Raw genomic sequence first — 2242 nt, forward strand, 5'->3', positions numbered from 1 at the left:
GTCCTCAAGGCCATGTACCAGGCCCTGGACTCCCGTCTGCCGGGCGCGAGTTGGTGGTCGAACCCGAAGGCGTCGGGGCCGGTCCTGTCCGGCACGCAGTGGCAGTGGGACATCTACAACGGCCGGCACCGCGAGCTGATGAACGGCAACCCCGACAAGGTGCTCACCGAGGGCGACGCCTGGAACGACGAGGACCTGTCCGCCGTCCACCTGGACGACGCGGGCACGGCGGCACTGCGCCAGGACGCCCGGCTCCTGGACCGCGTCTACCCGAGCGCGACCGCCGGCACGACGGTCGCCTTCACCTACGAGGACCGCTCCCGGGACGGCTCGACGACCCTGACCTGGAATCCGGTGCCGGGTTCGCTGCCGAATGCGGCCCGTCTGGTCGGCTCGGGCCAGTACGCGCTGCTGCTGTGGCGGTCGGACGGCGGCGAGGCGCCCACGGAACTGCATCTGCCGGCGTCGTTCCCGACCTCGGCGACCACGGTCGTCTCCGACATCGGCACGGCGTACGCCCCGCCGTCGTACACCGGCACCACCCCGATCGGCGTGGCCGCCGAACCGGGCGGGACGGGCAGCCGCCGCCTGCTGCTCACCGCGCCGGACTCGGGCGTCCTGCACTACGCACTGGTGACCAACGGGGCGACGGCGCCGTCCGCGGACCTGCTGGGCGCGGCCCGCGCCGAGCTCACGGCGTGGGCCGCGCGGGCGGTCAACTAGCCGACGGGCCGGTCCAGTCGGCGGGCACCTGCGCCAGGCGCACGCGCTGGGGGTGGTCGCCGACCGGGACGGACACCGTCTTGCGGCCGGTGGCGAAGTCGATCGCGGTGACCTGGTCGGCGCCGCTCTCGGAGACCACGCAGGACTTTCCGTCACCGCTGACGGTCGACCAGTAGGGCTTGGAGACGGGGACGAGGGGGCCTTCCTGAAGGGTGGCGCGGTCGACGACGGTGGCGTAGTCGTCCATGGTGCCCGCGATGCACAGCTTGGTTCCGTCGGGCTTCATGGTGATGCCGTGGTGGCGCGAGTCGTTGACCCAGGTGGTGCGGTCCTCGCTGGTGTCCGGGTTCTCGGGGAGGGTCTTGGTGCGGGTGATCTTGTCGGAGGCGACGTCGTACTCGAAGAAGCCGTTGAAGAAGGACACCTGGAAGTACAGCTTGCTCTCGTCGGGGCTGAAGGCGGCGGGGCGGACGGCGTCGGAGTGGTCGTCGAGGCCGATCGCGTCCAGGCGTGCGCGCATGTCGATCACCTTGACCTGCTCGAAGGTGGTCGCGTCGACGACGGTGATGCGGCGGTCGCCCTTCGTCCAGTCCAGCCAGGGCTCGTCGAGGGCGGTGTTGACGTCGCCGATGGCCATGTTCCAGATGTACTTGCCGTCCCGGCTGAAGACGTTCTCGTGCGGCTTGTCGCCGGTGGCGAACGAGCCGACCTGCTCGCCGGTGTCGATGTCCAGTACGTGCACGGTGTTGGACGTCGAGGCGGAGACGGCGACGCGGGTGCCGTCGGGGGAGACCGCCATGTGGTCGGAGCGGTAACCGGACACGGGGAAGCGCCAGTTGATGTCCCCGGTGGCGAGGTCGATGGAGACGACGTCGGCGAAGCTCGGCCGGGAGACGACCATCGACCGGCCGTCCGGGGTGGAGTACATGTCGTCGACGAACTGGTCGTGTCCCTCGCCGACGCTGTTGCGGATCGCCATGAAGTAGATCCACTTGATGGGATCGGCGTTGATCTCCACCAGCCGCTCCTCCTTGTCGGGGATGACGTTGATGCGGCCGATCTTCGCGAAGTCGCCGGTGGACCTGATGACATCGGCGGTGCCGTCCCAGTTGTTGCCGACGAACAGCACCTCGCGCAGGGCGGCGGAGTCGGGGCTGTCGGCGACGGCGGTGGTCGCGGGGGCGGTGAGGGTCAGGGCGAGGGCGGCTGCGATGGAGCAGAGGTGCCTGGGGCTGATGGCAGGCATGGGTGCTCTCTCCTCTGGAGATGGGCGGCTGGCGCGGGCATGTCAATGAACGAATCTGAATACGAGGTCGTTCAGAGTTTTACTTACTGGAAAGTAAGGAGCGGGCACCCTTCTCCACAAGACTGCGTACACGACAAAATTGGCGAACGGCGAAGGACAGGAGGGACGTTGACAGGCAGGCTCAGGGCGCCGACCGGCCGCTACGGCGGCAGGTCCGCCGAGGAACGGCAGGCCGAGCGGCGCCGACGCTTCCTGGACGCCGCGCTCCAGCTC

At 69.2% G+C, this 2242-nt stretch carries 1 protein-coding gene and 2 pseudogenes; 2 read left to right on the forward strand and 1 reads right to left on the reverse strand.

The annotated features are described in order from the left end of the window. Positions 1-723: pseudogene (locus ACTWQJ_RS50430) on the forward strand (endoglycosylceramidase); the annotation flags it as partial. Here the strand turns inward: ACTWQJ_RS50430 and ACTWQJ_RS50435 are convergent. Continuing rightward, a complete protein-coding gene (locus tag ACTWQJ_RS50435) occupies positions 716-1969 on the reverse strand; it encodes a YncE family protein (protein WP_443313048.1) in 1254 nt (417 codons plus the stop codon). The pseudogene ACTWQJ_RS50430 and the gene ACTWQJ_RS50435 sit on opposite strands and share 8 nt — an antisense overlap. Positions 1970-2137: 168 nt before the next feature. On the opposite strand from ACTWQJ_RS50435, the pseudogene ACTWQJ_RS50440 reads away from it, so the two are divergent. Continuing rightward, positions 2138-2242 (forward strand): annotated as a pseudogene (locus ACTWQJ_RS50440) (TetR/AcrR family transcriptional regulator); the annotation flags it as partial.

It is taken from the genome of Streptomyces sp. KR55 (assembly GCF_052245645.1).
GTDB lineage: Bacteria > Actinomycetota > Actinomycetes > Streptomycetales > Streptomycetaceae > Streptomyces > Streptomyces flavusporus.